This is a genomic window from Synechococcus sp. CS-1328 (assembly GCF_025128095.1).
GTDB lineage: Bacteria > Cyanobacteriota > Cyanobacteriia > PCC-6307 > Cyanobiaceae > CBW1002.
In genome coordinates this window covers 78,118-93,671 of the sequence record NZ_JAHLYT010000051.1, presented here as the reverse complement: position 1 = coordinate 93,671, position 15,554 = coordinate 78,118, and the positions used below count along the sequence as shown (strand labels likewise).

10 protein-coding genes and 1 tRNA gene are annotated in these 15,554 nt (G+C 67.4%); 3 read left to right on the top strand and 8 right to left on the bottom strand.

Translation table 11 applies throughout. From position 1 onward, the window contains the following. From fusA to KQ310_RS09940, 5 genes are all read right to left on the bottom strand, one after another. Complete coding sequence (gene fusA, locus KQ310_RS09960) at positions 1–2,076, bottom strand: elongation factor G (protein WP_259721590.1); 2,076 nt, start codon at positions 2,074–2,076, stop codon at positions 1–3. 142 nt (positions 2,077–2,218) lie between these two features. Continuing rightward, complete coding sequence (gene rpsG, locus KQ310_RS09955; protein WP_259721589.1) at positions 2,219–2,689, bottom strand: 30S ribosomal protein S7; 471 nt, start codon at positions 2,687–2,689, stop codon at positions 2,219–2,221. Positions 2,690–2,739: 50 nt separating this feature from the next. Further along, on the bottom strand, positions 2,740–3,114 hold the full coding sequence (gene rpsL, locus KQ310_RS09950) for a 30S ribosomal protein S12 (RefSeq protein WP_259721588.1): 375 nt from the start codon (positions 3,112–3,114) through the stop codon (positions 2,740–2,742). Between the two features lie 66 nt (positions 3,115–3,180). Further along, positions 3,181–3,537, bottom strand: coding sequence for an AIR synthase (locus tag KQ310_RS09945; protein ID WP_259721587.1), 357 nt, complete (start codon positions 3,535–3,537; stop codon positions 3,181–3,183). Between the two features lie 58 nt (positions 3,538–3,595). Then, positions 3,596–5,455, bottom strand: a complete 1,860-nt coding sequence (locus KQ310_RS09940; protein ID WP_259721586.1) for a phosphodiester glycosidase family protein — start codon at positions 5,453–5,455, stop codon at positions 3,596–3,598. 268 nt (positions 5,456–5,723) lie between these two features. Here KQ310_RS09940 and gltB point away from each other — a divergent pair, with 268 nt between their 5' ends. Both gltB and KQ310_RS09930 read left to right on the top strand, forming a co-directional pair. Beyond that, entirely contained in the window at positions 5,724–10,331 is a 4,608-nt protein-coding gene (gene gltB, locus KQ310_RS09935; protein WP_259721585.1) for a glutamate synthase large subunit, read from the top strand. Between the two features lie 101 nt (positions 10,332–10,432). Then, the gene (locus tag KQ310_RS09930; protein WP_259721584.1) at positions 10,433–10,936 is read left to right on the top strand and encodes a hypothetical protein; all 504 of its coding nucleotides are present in this window, start codon (positions 10,433–10,435) and stop codon (positions 10,934–10,936) included. On the opposite strand, the gene lipA is transcribed toward KQ310_RS09930, so the two are convergent. Then, the gene (lipA, locus tag KQ310_RS09925) at positions 10,888–11,778 is read right to left on the bottom strand and encodes a lipoyl synthase (protein WP_259721583.1); all 891 of its coding nucleotides are present in this window, start codon (positions 11,776–11,778) and stop codon (positions 10,888–10,890) included. The two genes, KQ310_RS09930 and lipA, sit on opposite strands and share 49 nt — an antisense overlap. A 74-nt stretch (positions 11,779–11,852) precedes the next feature. Here lipA and KQ310_RS09920 point away from each other — a divergent pair. After that, positions 11,853–11,926, top strand: a tRNA-Pro gene (locus KQ310_RS09920). Between the two features lie 25 nt (positions 11,927–11,951). Here KQ310_RS09920 and cobJ read toward each other — a convergent pair. Then, positions 11,952–13,955: a precorrin-3B C(17)-methyltransferase gene (gene cobJ / locus KQ310_RS09915; protein ID WP_259721582.1), complete on the bottom strand. Its 2,004-nt coding sequence runs from the start codon at positions 13,953–13,955 to the stop codon at positions 11,952–11,954. Then, complete coding sequence (locus tag KQ310_RS09910) at positions 13,952–15,202, bottom strand: hypothetical protein (protein WP_259721581.1); 1,251 nt, start codon at positions 15,200–15,202, stop codon at positions 13,952–13,954. The genes cobJ and KQ310_RS09910 overlap by 4 nt, the downstream gene beginning before the upstream one ends. Between the last annotated feature and the right edge of the window lie 352 nt (positions 15,203–15,554).

The window sequence follows — 15,554 nt, the reverse complement described above, 5'->3', positions numbered from 1 at the left end:
TCAGGAATTGCCCTGATTCTTGGAGATGATGGCCTCGGCCACGTTGCGAGGAACTTCCTCGTAATGGCTGAATTCCATCGAGAAGATACCCCGACCCTGGGTCATGGATCGGAGCTGGGTGGCGTAGCCGAACATCTCGGCCAACGGTACCTTGGCCTGCACCTTGGACTGTCCGTCATCGACGGACTGCCCCTCCACCTGGCCGCGGCGGGAGGAGAGGTCACCGATGATCGAGCCGAGGAAATCCTCGGGAACTTCGACCTCGACCTTCATCATCGGTTCAAGCAGTACGGGATTGCACTTCTTGACGCCGTCTTTGAAGGCCAGCGAGCCGGCGATCTTGAAGGCCATTTCCGACGAGTCCACATCATGGTAGGACCCATCGACCATGGTGACCCGCACATCGATCATCGGGAAGCCGGCGATCACGCCTGACTGGCAGGTCTCCTTCATGCCCTGTTCGGCAGGGCCGATGTACTCCTTCGGCACGATGCCGCCAACAATCTTGTTGACGAACTCGAAACCGGAACCTGGCTCTCCAGGCTCCATTTCGATCACCACATGGCCGTACTGGCCCTTGCCACCGGTCTGGCGGGCAAATTTGCCCTCACCCTTGGAGCTGGCGCGGATAGTTTCCCGATAGGACACCTGAGGGGCGCCGATGTTGGCCTCCACCTTGAATTCGCGCAGCATCCGGTCCACAAGGATTTCCAGGTGGAGCTCGCCCATGCCAGCGATCACGGTCTGGTTGGTTTCCGGATCGGTGCGAACTCGGAAGGTGGGATCTTCTTCTGAAAGAGACTGCAACGCCTTCGATAGTTTCTCCATGTCGCCCTTGGTCTTGGGCTCCACAGCCACCGAGATCACCGGCTCGGGGATGTAGAGGGATTCTAGAATGATCGGATCATTTTCCACGCAGAGTGTGTCTCCGGTGGTGGTGTCCTTCAGACCAAGAACGGCGCCAAGATCACCGGCACGAAGTTCGTCCACTTCCTCACGATCATCGGCCTTGAGAATGATCAGACGGGAAATGCGCTCCTTCTTGTCCTTGGTGGAATTGAGCACGTAGCTGCCCTTCTGGAGCACACCCGAATACATGCGGATGAACGTCAGTTTGCCGAAGGGATCGGCCATCACCTTGAAGGCCAGGGCGCTGAAGGGGGCGCTGTCGTCCGAAGGCCGCATGGCCTCGGTGCCATCGGGCAGCAGGCCTTGAATGGGGGGAACGTCGATCGGCGCAGGCAGGTAATCCACCACGGCGTCGAGCAGCAGCTGAACACCCTTGTTCTTGAACGCTGAACCACACAGCATCGGTACGAGGCCGTGCTTGAGCACGCCTTCGCGAATGCCTTTGTTCAGCTGTGCTTCAGTCAGTTCGCCGTTCTCGAGGAAGGCTTCGAGGAGCTCCTCATCGTTTTCAGCGACCGATTCCATCAGCTTTTCGCGCCAGGTCTCGACTTCATCGGCCATGGAGGCAGGGATATCGGCCTCTTCGATGTCCTTGCCGAGGTCATCTTTATAGATATACGCCTTATTCTTCACCAGGTCGATGATGCCGCTCAACTCGCCTTCGGCGCCGATCGGCAGCTGGATCGGGGCGGCATTGGCCTTGAGGCGATCCTTGATCTGCTCGTAGACCTTGAGAAAATCAGCGCCGGTGCGGTCCATCTTATTGACGAAGACCATGCGGGGCACCTTGTAGCGGTCCGCCTGACGCCACACCGTTTCCGACTGGGGCTGAACGCCACCGACTGCGCAGAAGACCGCAATCACACCATCCAGCACCCGCATGGAGCGCTCCACCTCGATGGTGAAGTCCACGTGACCGGGCGTATCAATGATGTTGATGCGGTGATCCTTCCAACTGGTGGAAATCGCCGCCGCGGTGATCGTGATGCCCCGCTCCCGCTCCTGGGCCATCCAGTCGGTCACAGCGGCGCCGTCATGCACCTCACCCATCTTGTGGACGACGCCCGAATAAAACAGGATCCGTTCGGTCGTTGTGGTCTTGCCCGCGTCGATATGGGCGGCGATACCGATATTTCTGACGCGTTCCAGGGGGTAGGCGCGGGCCACGGGGACTGTCTCCGAAGGGGGTCGTGAAAAATGCGGGACTTACTTTACAAAGCGGCCGAACGGTCAGGCACAGGCCGGTCCGATCGGGCACACGTGTCATCCCAGAGATCCGGCCGCAACCGGATCTCTGCGTGGGGTCGCCTCAGTAGCGGTAGTGGGCGAAAGCCTTGTTGGCCTCGGCCATCTTGTGGGTCTCTTCCCGCTTGCGTACGGCGCTGCCAGCCTCATTGGCGGCATCCATCAGCTCGCCGGCCAGCTTCTGAGCCATGCTGCGGCCGTTGCGGGCTCTTGAATAGTTGACCAGCCAGCGCAGGGCCATGGCAGTGCCCCGCTCCTGACGCACTTCCATGGGAACCTGATAGGTGGCACCACCGACCCGGCGGGCCCGCACTTCCACCAGGGGGGTGGCGTTGCGCACGGCAGTTTCGAACAGTTCCAGCGGATCCGAGCCTGTGCGCTCGTTGATCATCGTGAAGGCGTCCGAGAGAATCCGCTGAGCGGTCGACTTCTTACCGTGCTTCATCAGCCGCGCCACGATCATCGAGGCGAGGCGACTGTTGAACTGGGGATCGGGAAGGACCGGGCGCTTCTCGGCGGCGTTACGGCGGGACATGGACCTGGGTTAAGGGCAGGGGGGCAGGAGAGGGGAAGGCTGAGGGCTGGTCAGCTCTTCGGGGTCTTGGCGCCGTATTTCGAACGGCTCTGACGCCGATCCTTCACGCCTGCGGTATCAAGGGTGCCGCGGATGATGTGGTAACGAACGCCTGGCAGATCTTTGACACGGCCGCCGCGGATCAGCACCACGGAGTGCTCCTGCAGGTTGTGGCCGATGCCGGGGATGTAGGCGGTCACCTCAAAGCCCGAAGTGAGCCGCACGCGAGCCACCTTGCGCAGAGCTGAGTTGGGCTTCTTGGGGGTGGAGGTGTACACGCGGGTGCACACACCACGCCGCTCGGGGCAGGCGCGCAGGGCCGGAGACTTGGTCTTGCGGGTCAAGCGCTGCCGTTCGGTGCGGATCAGCTGCTGAATGGTGGGCATCGAGGGCCTTAGTGCTTCTCGGAGGGGACTGGTCGGACGTCCGACCGATTTCGACAATCCGCCACGTTACTGGGTCGTCGGACGCTCATCTGACGAGCGGCTGAAGGCGGCCCCGCAGGCACAGGCACGGATGCTGCCGACGGGCCGGATCAGGAAGCCGCCGCCACTGAGGTCGCCGCGGTAATCCAGGCTGAGGCCTGTGAGCAGGCTCTGCTGTGGGGCGGGGGCGAACAGGGTGATGCCATCGGCCCGGGCGATCGGCGTGCCCGCCAGATGGCCCGGGCGCAGGCGGATCGCCCAGCGCTCGCAGCTGCCGTCGATCAGATCCAGATGCATCATCCCGGGGGTGCCGGCGACGGCGGCCTGGCGACCCAGTTCCGCCGCCGCCGCCGCCGTCAGGCGCAGGCTGTGACCCTTGGGCATGGGGGGCTACACGACAGGCAGAGCTTGTCAATAGTGTGCCAGCCGCCCACCCCCGGCTTCAGGGTCCGCTCCCGATCCGGGCCATGGGGCGACCAGCGGGCACCAGGCCGAGGCCGTTGTGCACCGAGCCCGCCACGCCGCGGCCCTTGACGGTGTGCTGCCCGCCCATCACCAGCCCCGTGGAGCTGCCGCCATCGAGATTGAGCGCATCGCGCAGGCCCATCTGCTGCAGCACCCAGGCGGTTTCACTGAGGGTGGGGCCGGCCTGATCCACTCCCTCCAGGGTCACCAGCCAGAGTCGCCGGCCGTCGCTGCCGACCACGGTGCGGGGGGCTCCCTGGCGCAGGAAGGCATCGCCGAAGCCCTCGGCGGCCCCGTTCAGCACCACCTGGCCGTTCTGCAGCAGCAGTGGCCCACCCCCCATGACGGAACCGGCCTGTCCAAGGGCGGAACTGGCCCGGCTGTCGATCTGCAGGCGCTCTCCCGGGGCCCAGGGAAGCGGCGCACCGGCGCGGGCCACCAGCAGGGAACTGCCCTCGGGCAGGGGAACGCCACGGGCCAGGGCGGTGCTGTCGAAGAGTTGCGTCACCACACCGTTCTGGATCAGGGCCCCTGATTCAGAGCCGCTCAGGGCCTGGTAGGCGGCCCCCCAGTCGGCGGTGTATCGGCTCAGGCCGCGCTGCACATAGCCGCTGTTGAGCACCGTCAGGGGCGTGCGGCTGCCGTTGGCGTCCAGCACCCATTCCTGCAGTTGCAGCCGGCCGAATTCAGGCAGTCGCTGGCCGCTCCAGGCCATCACGCCGCGGTTGAGGATCGGCCCCGACAGCCAGCGGCCACCCTCCTTGAGAGCCCCGAGCGGCAGGCGGCGCACCCGGTTGAAGTAGCCGCCGTTGATCGCCACCAGGGCGTCCTGTTGGCGTGCCAGATCCGGCAGGGAACTGAGGCCCTGCATGCCGTCGCTACGGGTGAGGGTGCGCAGCTCCAGGGTGCTGGCCGCCGGATCCATCACGACACTGTTGATCCGCAGATTGCGGCCGGCCACCGTTCGGGTCTGCCGGTCCCAGAGGAGGTCGCGGCCGAGCAGGGCCTGAAGCCGGGGATCGATCGGTGCAGGCTTGGCGGCAGGCGCACTCGCGGTCGTGGCAGCGGCGGCATCGCTGGCCAGATCGACCACCAGGCGGTGCGGGGTGCCGAGGGTGAAGAGTTTGATCAGGCGGGTGCCAGCGCTGACCCCCAGCTCCACACCGCCGCTGCGGGGGCGGGGCTGGAGGCCCAGGGCAGCGAGCTGGCGGAGCTGGTCGGGGGAACCCTCTAGCGCCACCCAGAGCTGGCTTCCCTCCTGCCGGACCAGGGCGGGTGCATTGAGATCCAGCACCACCCGGCGTGTGCCGTCCGGGGTGGAGGTCCGCAGGCCCAGCAGAGTCGCCGGCGGCAATTCCAGATGGAGGGCGTCTCCGACGATGCGCGTCTGAACCCCCATCGGGTTCAGCAGGGGCAGCACGTTCACGGCCACCTCGTCGTCGAGGCTGCGCTGCTCGATCGCCGGCACCACCAGGGGTCTGCCGTACCACTCCAGATCAAGGGTGCCGCCGGCGATGCTGCGGCTGCTCACCCCCAGTTGGCCCTGGAGCACCTCCAGTGGCAACCACAGTTCCGAGCCGCCGGCAGGCGATTGCCGCCATTCCCAGCGGGCTTGCTGGCGCTGGCCGTTGATCACCAGCGCCGTGCCCGTGCTGTCGCGCTGGGCGATGGATCGGCTCTGGGCCGACCAGGGCGGCGCCAGGGGGCTGGGTGGTGCGGCGGGAAGCCGCGTGGCCTCAGCGGTCAGGGCCTGTGGTGCCGGCAGCGCGGCCAGGGATCGTGGCAAGGCCGCCACGGAATCGGCGGCGAGCAGGAGCAGCAACGGAGCCAGGACCATGGCGGGCTGCGGCAGGGGCCGGAAACCTAACCCTGATGGTTGTGGTCTGCCAGTCCGCAAGGACCCGTGAGCGTGCAGGACGCCCATGGTGAACACAACCTCGGCGGCGGGGGCTTCGGCGGAACCTGCGGGTCGCGATGGGAACGGCGTCAGGGGTGCAACTTCGGTAGTGTCAGTCCTTACGATGGACCGTTCTGCGTATTGCCGGGGCCATACCGCCATCGGTCTTAGCAGTCGCACGTCGTGTCCGCAGGTCCCGTCCAGCGTTATGCCCCGTCACACCCAGCCCGTTTGGCCCCATTGCGACAGCCCGGCGCCGGCGGCCGTGGCCGGGGAGAAAGATGCCTGCGGGGTTGGTTTTCTGGCGCACCTCAATGGTGAGCCGAGCCACTGGGTGTTGCAGCAGGCCCTGCGGGGGCTCGAATGCATGGAGCACCGCGGCGGCTGTGGCGGCGACAGTGATTCGGGCGACGGCGCCGGTCTGCTCTGCGGCATTCCCTGGGGCTATCTCGAGGCCGTCTGGCCCGAGGCGGCAGCGTCGGCGGGGAGCGCCCGCGGACTGGGCATGGTGTTCATGCCGGCGGACGCCGACCTGCGCGAGCAGGCCCGTCAGTTCTGCGATCAGGAGGCCGAGCGGCTGGGTCTGCGCTCACTGGGCTGGCGGCAGGTGCCGGTGGAGCCGGATGTGCTCGGTCTCCTGGCTCGCCAGACCGCACCGGCGATCGCGCAGTGGCTGCTCGCGGCCGAGCAGGACGGTGACGCCCTCGAGGCTCTGTTGTTTCGTCTGCGCCGCCGCATCGGCGACCGGGCCCGCGAGGCCTGGGGCCCTGGCCCGAACGACCTCTACTTCGCCTCCCTCAGTGGGCGCACTGTGGTTTACAAGGGCATGGTGCGTTCCGCCGTGCTCGCCGCCTTCTATGGCGATCTGCGCGATCCGCGCTTTGCGGTGAGCTTTGCGGTGTATCACCGCCGCTTCAGCACCAACACCTTGCCCCGCTGGCCCCTGGCGCAGCCGATGCGGCTGCTGGGCCATAACGGCGAGATCAATACCCTGCTGGGCAATCTCAACTGGGCGCGGGCTGCGGAGGCCCACCTTGAGGACGTCTGGGGTGAGAGTGCCGCTGACATCCGGCCGGTGGTCAATGCCGCCTTCAGCGATTCGGCCAACCTCGATGCCACCCTCGAGCTGATGGTGCGCAGCGGCCGGCCGATCACCGACAGCCTGCTGACCCTGGTGCCGGAAGCCTTCCTCAACCAGCCCGAGCTGGAGAGTCGTCCGGCCATCCAGGCGATGTACGAATTCAACTCCTGCCTCCAGGAGCCCTGGGACGGCCCTGCCCTGCTTGTCTTCACCGACGGTCGCAGCGTCGGCGCCACCCTCGATCGCAACGGCCTGCGGCCGGCTCGCTACTGCATCACCACCGATGGCTACGTGGTGATGGGTTCGGAGACCGGTGTGGTGGACCTGGAGGAGAGCCGCATCCTCGAGAAGGGACGGCTCGGCCCCGGCCAGATGCTGGCGGTGGACCTGGAGAGCGGCCGTCTTCTGCATAACTGGGAGGTGAAGGAGGAAGCGGCGGCCCGGTACCCCTATGGCGCCTGGCTGGCCGAGCACCGCCGCAGCCTCTCGCCGCAGCCCTGGGAGCAGGAGCAGCGTCTGGGGGATCTGGACCTGCTGCAGCACCAGACCGCCTTCGGCTTCAGCGCCGAAGATCTGGACCTGGTGATCGAGGACATGGCCGGAGCGGCGAAGGAGCCCACCTACTGCATGGGTGACGACATCCCGCTGGCAGTGCTCTCGAGCAAGCCCCACCTGTTGTTCGACTATTTCAAGCAGCGCTTCGCCCAGGTCACCAACCCGCCGATCGACCCGCTGCGGGAAAAGCTGGTGATGAGCCTCGAGATGTTCCTGGGGCGGCGAGGGTCCGCCCTGAAACCCGAGCCCCAGGCGGCCTCCGGGCTTCATCTCGAGACCCCCGTGCTCAATGAGGCCGAGCTGCTCGACCTGGGATCCCATCACATCCCACTGGCCACCCTCTCCACTCTCTACGCGGTGACCGATGGCCCCACTGGCCTTGAGGCGGCCGTGCGGCGGCTGAGCGAGGCCGCCGCCGAAGCGGTGCGGAACGGTTGCCAGATCCTGGTGCTCTCCGATCGGCAGGGTCCCGATGGTGGATCCGCTGGGATTGGCTCCACGATCACCTACATCCCCCCGCTGCTGGCGGTGGGCGCGGTGCACCATCACCTGCTCAACCTCGGGCTGCGGCTGCGATGTTCCCTGGTGGTCGACACGGCCCAGTGCTGGACGACCCACCATCTCGCCTGCCTGATCGGCTATGGCGCCAGCGCTGTCTGCCCCTGGCTGTCGTTTGAAACCACCCGCCACTGGCTGGCGCACCCCAAGACCCAGTCGCTGATCGAGCGCGGCAAGCTGCCTGCTCTCAGCGTGGACCAGGCCCAGGCGAATGTGCGCAAGGCCCTGGAAGATGGCCTGCGCAAGATCCTCTCCAAGATCGGCATCTCCCTGCTGGCCAGTTATCACGGCGCCCAGATCTTCGAGGCGATCGGCATCGGCGCCGATCTGATCGAGCTGGCCTTCAAGGGCACCACCAGCCGCGTCGCCGGTCTCAGTCTCACCGATCTGGCCTGCGAGACCCTGGCCTTCCATGCCAAGGCCTATCCCGAACTCAATCGCACCAAGCTCGAGTTCATGGGCTTCGTGCAATACCGCACCGGCGGCGAGTTCCATCTCAACAGCCCGGAGATGGCCAAGGCCTTGCATGCTGCTGTGAAGCAAGGTCCGGGCTACGACCATTTCTCCACTTACAAGACCCTGCTGGAGAATCGCCCGGTCACGGCCCTGCGGGACCTGCTCCAGCTGCGGCCGGCTCCTGAGCCCCTGCCTCTCGATCAGGTGGAGAGCGTCGAGAGCATCTGCAGTCGCTTCTGCACCGGTGGCATGAGCCTGGGGGCCCTCTCGCGCGAGGCCCACGAGGTGCTGGCGATCGCGATGAACCGCATCGGCGGCAAGAGCAACAGTGGCGAAGGTGGTGAGGATCCGGCGCGCTACCACCCCCTTGCCGATGTGGACGATCAGGGCCACTCGGCCACGCTCTCCACCATCCGCGGCCTTCGCCCTGGCGACTCGGCCAACTCGGCGATCAAGCAGATCGCCTCAGGCCGCTTCGGTGTGACTCCGGAGTATCTGCGCAGCGGCCGGCAGCTCGAGATCAAGGTGGCCCAGGGCGCCAAGCCTGGCGAGGGTGGTCAGCTGCCCGGGCCCAAGGTGGACCCCTACATCGCCTGGCTTCGCAACAGCAAGGCCGGCGTGGCCTTGATCTCGCCGCCGCCCCACCACGACATCTATTCGATCGAAGATCTGGCCCAGCTGATTCACGACCTCCACCAGGTGCATCCCGCCGCCAAGGTGAGCGTCAAGCTGGTGTCCGAGATTGGAATCGGCACCATTGCTGCCGGTGTGGCCAAGGCCAACGCCGACGTGATTCAGATCTCCGGCCACGATGGCGGCACCGGAGCCTCACCGCTGAGCTCGATCAAACATGCCGGCAGCCCCTGGGAGCTGGGGCTGACCGAAGTGCACCGCAGCCTGCTGGAGAACGGCCTGCGCGATCGGGTTCTGCTGCGCGCCGATGGCGGCCTCAAGACCGGCTGGGATGTGCTGATCGCCGCCCTGCTCGGCGCCGAGGAGTACGGATTCGGTTCGGTGGCGATGATCGCCGAGGGCTGCATCATGGCCCGCGTCTGCCACACCAACAACTGCCCGGTGGGCGTGGCAACCCAGAAGCAGGCCCTGCGCCAACGCTTCACCGGCCTGCCCGAGCATGTGGTGAACTTCTTCCAGTTTGTCGCCGAAGAGGTGCGCCAGTTGCTCAGCGTGCTCGGAGTCGCTCGCCTGGAGCATCTGATCGGCCGCACCGATCTGCTCGAGATGCGTGAGCTGGCACTGGCCAAGACCGGCACATTGGATCTCTCCTGTCTGCTGGCGCCGATCGAGGCTGCCGCCGATCGCAGCTGGCTCCGCCATGACGGCCAGGCCCACAGCAACGGTCCGGTTCTGGAAGACCAGCTGCTGGCTGATCCCGCTGTGATGGCGGCCATCGACGGCCATGGTGCGGTGGTCCGCGCCCTGCCGATCCTGAACACCGATCGCAGCGTGGGTGCCCGCCTCTCCGGTGAGATTGCCGCCCGCTATGGCAACACGGGCTTTGGTGGTCGTGTCGATCTCCGCTTCGACGGTGCCGCCGGCCAGAGCTTCGGCGCTTTCCTGCTGCAGGGCATGACTCTGCGGCTGGTGGGCGAGGCCAACGATTACGTCGGCAAGGGCATCAACGGCGGTCGCATCACCGTGGTGCCACCGGCTGGGGTTCACGACCCCGGCAGCCAGGTGATCCTGGGCAACACCTGCCTCTATGGGGCCACCGGTGGCGAGCTGTTCGCCCTGGGCCGCGCCGGTGAGCGCTTCGCCGTGCGCAACAGCGGCGCCGCCACCGTGGTGGAGGGTGCCGGCGATCACTGCTGCGAGTACATGACCGGTGGCGTGGTGGTGGTGCTCGGCAGCACTGGCCGCAATGTGGCTGCCGGCATGACCGGCGGTGTGGCGTTCGTACTGGATGAGGACGACGCCTTGCGCGATCGTCTCAACCCCGAGATCGTCGCCCTGTGCGACCTCACCACCCCTGAGCAGGAGGCCCTGCTGCGGCCGTTGCTGGAGGCCCATCTCGAGGCCACGGGCAGCAGCCGGGCTGCCCAGATCCTCGCCGACTGGTCCAGCTGGAAGACCCGCTTCAAGGTGCTGGTGCCCCCCAGCGAAAAGGCCAATCTCGGCCTGACCGAACGGGAGGCCGTGGCGGCCTGAACTGCGTCACGGCCCTGCTGCAACGGCTGCCACGACTGCTTCCGCTGTGGCTGCTCCTGCTGGCTCTGCCGCCGGCTGCCCGCTCTGAGCTCCAGGCTCCGGTGAGGGGCGCACCCGGCGCCTTCGGATTGCCACAGCTCTGTCGCAGCCTGGCGCTGGCAGAGGCGCGCGAACTGGTGCGACGCTCCGGGGCGGAACCTGTGCAGCTGGTGCAAAGTTCTGGCTCAGAGCTGGTCTGGGATGGCCGGTTCCTGGGTCTGCAGGGCCGCGCCACGCTTCTGTTCGACCAGCAGGAGCGGCTGGATCAGGTCGCCCTGGTGCTTCAGGCCGCTCAGATGGCTCCGGAGCTGTTTGATCGCTTCAGTGGGCAGATGGCCGCTGAAGCCCCAGTCCCCGGTACCGCCGGACCGTTGGTGCGCGGCACGGATGACCTGACCCGCCTCTGGAGTGAAGGGGGCGCTCCGCTGATGGCCCTGCGCTGGCTGCGCCGGCCCGAGCCCGAGATCCTTGAGCTGCGCTGGCTCGGTGGAGGTGGCAGTGGCAGTGGCAGTGGCGCTCAGCGCGGGAATTCCCGCATCAGCCGCTGCACCTCACCGGCGTGGTAGCTGCTGCGGGTGAGGGGTGTGCTCACCACCTGCAGGAAGCCCAGGTCTGCTTCGCCGTGGCGGCGGAAGGCCTCGAATTGCTCGGGCGTCACGAAGCGATCCACCGGCAGATGCTTCGGACCGGGGGAGAGGTACTGGCCGATGGTCACGATGTCCACCGCGTGGGCGCGCAGATCGCGGAGCACGCCGTCCACCTCGGCGTCGTGTTCGCCCAGTCCCACCATCAGGCCTGATTTGGTGTAGGTGCGGGGCCAGCCTTCCTGCACCCTCTGCAGCAGCTCCAGGGAGCGTTCGTAGATCCCCTGGGGTCGCACCTGGCGGTACAGACGCGGCACGGTCTCGATGTTGTGGTTCAGCACCTCTGGCGCGGCCGCCATCACCGCAGCCAGGGCCTCCCAGTTGCCGCAGAAGTCGGGGATCAGCAGCTCGATCGTGGTGAGGGGCGAGCGGCGGCGCACCGCTTCGATGCAGGCCACGAACTGGCTGGCACCGCCGTCGGGGAGGTCGTCGCGGTTCACCGAGGTGATCACCACGTGGCTGAGCCCCATCCGGCTCACCGCTTCCCCCAGCCGCTCCGGTTCGCTGGGATCGAGGCTGCGCACGCTCTTGTCGAAGTCGATGTCGCAGTAGGGGCAGGCCCGTGTACAGCCGGGCCCCATGATCAGAAAGGTGGCCGTGCCTCCGGCGAAACACTCGCCGATGTTGGGGCAGCTGGCCTCCTGGCAGACGGTGTTGAGCTTCAGGTCCACCAGCAGATCGGCCACGGCTCCGATCCGCTCCCGCTGGGGCGCCTTCACCCGGAGCCACTCGGGTTTGGTGGGGGTGGGCTGGCTGGTCACCATGGCCGGGCGCAATGCACGACTCTAGAAACCGGTCTCGGCCGGCTGGCTGGGGCGATCCCTTACACTCCGGAAATCGGGATGTGGCGCAGCTTGGTAGCGCACTTCGTTCGGGACGAAGGGGCCGCAGGTTCGAATCCTGTCATCCCGACTCTTCATCGCTCAGTTCTGGCGGGTCAGCTGAGCTCGGCTCCTGGATAGCCCCGCGGGGTGACCATCCGACCATCGCAGACGTAGCTGCTGCTATTGCCCACCAGCACCAGGGTGAGCATGTCGACCTGCTCGACCGGCAGATCCCCCAGGGTGTGCAGGCTCACGGCCTCTTCCGCCCGGCCCAGCTGACGGGCCAGGGCCACAGGCGTTGTCTTGGGGCGCCCTTGCAGCAGCAGCTCCCGGGCCCGATCCAGCTGCCAGTCCCGGCCTCGCGAGCGGGGGTTGTACAGCGCCACCACGAAATCACCAGCGGCAGCGGCTCCCAGCCGGCGTTCGATCACCGCCCAGGGGGTGAGCCGGTCGCTGAGGCTGATGGTGCAGAAGTCGTGCATCAGGGGGGCGCCGCAGCGGGCCGCCGCCAGTTGCAGCGCCGAGATGCCCGGATGCACCGCGAACGCCGGCCGCTGATCGCTGGGCAGTTGGCCCCAGAGCTCCAGGGCCAGGCCGGCCATGCCGTAGATGCCGCTGTCTCCGGAGGAGATCAGGGCGACGGGCAGGCCGGCCCCGGCCAGCTCCAGGGCGGTGGCGCAGCGCTGACGCTCCTCGGTGAGTTTCCCTTCAATGCGCTGTTGATCAGGCCGGCGCAGGGGTTCCAGCAGATCGAGATAGAGCCCATAGCCCACCCAGATGGTGGCCTCCGCCAGGGCACGGCGGGCATCGGGGGTGAGCAGATCGAGGCTGCCCGGTCCGCTGCCGACCAGTTCCAGCCGGCCCCGGGCCGGAGCCGACTGCCGCGGACTGAAGGCGATCGCCAGGGTGGCGGCTCCGGATTCCCCGGGGCCGGCCTTCTCGATCGTCTTGGTCAGCAGCAGACGGGGGGCGGGGGGCTCATGGGTGGATGAGGCGGCGCCCCAGGGCGTGATCGCCTCGGCGGCCAGCAAGGCCGACGCTTCCGCCACGCTGGCGGTCCCCATCTCGCCAGCCACCACCGGCGACGGGTTGGGCACGGCCACGGCATCCAGAGCGGTGGCCTCGAAGAGCCGCAGCGACCAGCCATGGCGCTCCGCCAGCTCCAGCAGCGCTGGCTCGTCGCCCTTGCGGTCAATGCTGCCCAGGCCGGCGACGGCTTCACGGGCCAGTCCGGTGCTGCTGAGGCCGCGCGTCACCAGGCGTTCCAGCAGGCTGGAACTGGTGTTCCGCTCGCAGCCGATGCCGAGCCAGAGGGTTGGGGGATGCCAGCGGCAGCCAAGGCCTTCGTAAGGGGTGATCCAGAGATCGGCCGATGGTTCAGCCGTGGTCTGCTGGCGAGGGCTCTGAATCTCGGTATCGACGCAGGTGGTCTCGATGCCGGCATCACGGTCTCCGCTGTCGTCGTTGGCCTGGCTCTCCTGCATCTGCAGCCCCAGAGCCTGGCTGGCCTCCAGAACGGCCCACCCCGTTTCGCCGCAGTCTTGCCGCACAAGCAGGGGCGAGCCTGGGTGAGGGTGGAGGCCGCCGTCCGTCTGGCATGCTCGCTGCATCAGCCTGGTCCAGTCGCCGCTGCCACGGCGCCAGCCCCAGGCCGTGCCGAAGCTGTCGAGTGCCAGTCGGCCCTGGCCTGAGCTGGCGCCGGTGACAACAGCCTGCCCGCCCAGCAGGGCCGCCAGGCGATGGCTGAGCGCTTCGCCGCCGCCAGCATGGCCGCCGAGCAGCGGAATGGCGAAGCGGCCCTGCGGGTCGAGCACCACCACGGCTGGGTCGCTGATCTTGTCTTGCAGCAGTGGCGCCACCAGGCGGATCGCCAGGCCGCAGGCTCCCACCGCCACCACGGCGCTGGCCCCGTCCCAGTGGTGCCGCAACCAGAGCGCTGGGTCGGAGGCGTCATCCGCCGCGCTGGTTCCTTCGCCTGGCTCAAGCCCTGGCATCGACGCAGTGCCTGGCAGTCGCACACGATCCACAAGGCCGGCCTGCTGCAGCTGGGCCAGCAGGGGCCGCGCGGCTTCGCTGAAGCCCAGGCCCAGCACCGGCCCTTTGCGTTCCAGGTTCATGCTTCCTCCTGGGTGGTGAGCGGCGTGGTCACATCGGCTGGCGGGGAGGGCATCGTGCCGGTCTGCAGAGTCGGTGCGGCCTCGATCGGTGCGGGTCCTGATTCCTTGTCCTCGTTGCTGCTGTCTGCGTTGGTTTCTGCGCCCTGCGGCTTGCCCCCCTGTTGCCCAGACTCCTGCGGTTCAGGAGCCTGAGCAGCGGCATCCGGAAGTGCGGTATCCGGAGGTTCGATACTGACCGGACTCTGCTCCTGCTGTTTCGTGAGGTCCTGATCGTTGCGTGGGTCTGCCTGCGGCGACCGGGGGGAGCCCTCTTCAGGGGCCGGTGACGCTTCAGGTGATGGCTCCAGCACCGGCGGGATCGTGGGAACGACGGGCTCGACGGGCTCAACGACCTCGGGTTGCGGTGGCGGAGCCTCCCCCAGCAGCTGGGCCACGGTCAGGGCATCGAGGCGGTTGCCCTGCCAGATCGGCCTGGGCCCGGGTTCAAGCCGCACCTCCTGCACCAGGCTGTTGAACGGCGCATTCAGGGGCTCGCCCTGGCCATCCACGAGCTCCAGCACAAGGGCGTTGGAGCCTGGGCGCCAGCCCTGCAGCCAGAGGGGTTCGTTGCGATCCACCAGGAAGCTGTCGCCGTTCACGGTGACGCGCAGGCGCCAGCTGTCGTCGTTCGGCCGCAGATGTTGCAGCGGCGCATCCAGAAGTAGCCAGTCGAGCAACACCGGTTGGGCGGAAACGGTGGCGCCTGGACTGGCCACGATCATCTGAGGGGATCCGCTCGCCGGCACTCCGAGGGGGTTGGCGGCCACCCGGTGCACCACGATCTGGGCCTGGGCGCCGGGGTTCTTGACGGCCTCACCCCAGGGCCTGGCGGCATAGGCGGTGATCCGGTGGCTGCCGGGCGACAGGGGCGGCAAGCTCAGCTCCAGCTGGTCGGTGTCCTGCAGGCGGAGCGGCGGATTCCCATCGATCTGGACCACCAGATGGGGGCCCAGTCCCAGGGGACCGGCGTCCACCAGGGGCCAGTCCCGCACGGCCAACTGCAGGGGCCAGTCTCCCTCGGTCAGGGTGGATCCGTTGCGGGGGCTGAGGATCTCCACCATGGGCTGATGCTCCCCCAGGGCGCCCATCAGTTGCTGGACTCCTGGGGGTGGCGCCACCTCGCGCAGGGCGGAAGGGGCCGGCCGGCTCAGGATGCCGGCCCCGCCCTCCTGACGTTGCGTTGGCCCGAAGCCCACTCGGGCCGCCATCGCGCTACAACCTGAGGCCCCAAGCACCAGGCCCACCAGCACGATCCAACTGAACAGCCGTGTGATCAGCCGTCCGGCGGGCCTCGTTGATGCCGGCCGCTGGACCCCGGCCGGGCCGCCGACCCAGCCCAGAACTGGCTGGGGGATCCAGCTCCATCCGATGCGCCTCCATTCAGATCGCCAGGCTTGCCCGAATGCCCGCTGGCTCTGACGCTGCGACCCTTTCGTGCCCTGCAGGTCCGATCGCACGTCCGATTCATCGTCGTCTGCAGGCATTCTGCTCACCGAACGCCAAGGCAGGCAGCTGTCTATAGCTCTGGTAGTAAGTCTTTGGCGCCTGGTGCTAGTGCAG

What these genes read in the sequence shown, in the direction of transcription:
- rpsG (WP_259721589.1), bottom strand. Translation starts at nt 2,689, where the DNA reads ATGTCCCGCCGTAACGCCGCCGAGAAGCGCCCGGTCCTTCCCGATCCC.
- rpsL (WP_259721588.1), bottom strand. Translation starts at nt 3,114, where the DNA reads ATGCCCACCATTCAGCAGCTGATCCGCACCGAACGGCAGCGCTTGACC.
- KQ310_RS09945 (WP_259721587.1), bottom strand. Translation starts at nt 3,537, where the DNA reads ATGCCCAAGGGTCACAGCCTGCGCCTGACGGCGGCGGCGGCGGCGGAA.
- KQ310_RS09940 (WP_259721586.1), bottom strand. Translation starts at nt 5,455, where the DNA reads ATGGTCCTGGCTCCGTTGCTGCTCCTGCTCGCCGCCGATTCCGTGGCG.
- gltB (WP_259721585.1), top strand. Translation starts at nt 5,724, where the DNA reads ATGCCCCGTCACACCCAGCCCGTTTGGCCCCATTGCGACAGCCCGGCG.
- lipA (WP_259721583.1), bottom strand. Translation starts at nt 11,778, where the DNA reads ATGGTGACCAGCCAGCCCACCCCCACCAAACCCGAGTGGCTCCGGGTG.
- cobJ (WP_259721582.1), bottom strand. Translation starts at nt 13,955, where the DNA reads ATGAACCTGGAACGCAAAGGGCCGGTGCTGGGCCTGGGCTTCAGCGAA.
- KQ310_RS09910 (WP_259721581.1), bottom strand. Translation starts at nt 15,202, where the DNA reads ATGGCGGCCCGAGTGGGCTTCGGGCCAACGCAACGTCAGGAGGGCGGG.